This window comes from Psychrobacter sp. Ps6 (genome assembly GCF_022129235.1).
GTDB lineage: Bacteria > Pseudomonadota > Gammaproteobacteria > Pseudomonadales > Moraxellaceae > Psychrobacter.
In genome coordinates, this window is sequence record NZ_JADQAI010000194.1 from 1 (window position 1) to 270 (window position 270).

1 protein-coding gene is annotated in these 270 nt (G+C 32.6%); it reads left to right on the forward strand.

The window, feature by feature from the left end:
- Nucleotides 1-62: 62 nt before the first annotated feature.
- Nucleotides 63-270 (forward strand): LysR family transcriptional regulator (locus I3255_RS14805; RefSeq protein ID WP_238039513.1); only part of this gene is annotated, 208 nt, incomplete at its 3' end.

Genomic DNA, 270 nt, shown 5'->3' on the forward strand with positions numbered 1-270 from the left:
TTATGATTTTTCTTTTATTAGTGTAAATGCTCAATCTCTACCAAGTTGTAATAGAGGGATGGATGAGAGTTATTACTGATGTGGATCTAAAATTATTACAAATATTTAAAGTTATTGTTGATTGTGGGGGATTCTCTGCTGCTCAGTTTAAACTTAATATGCACCAATCAACAATTAGTACCAAAATGAGTCAATTGGAAACTCGATTAGGTTTAAATCTATGCCATAGAGGAAGACGTGGCTTTCAATTAACCCATGATGGAGATTTAG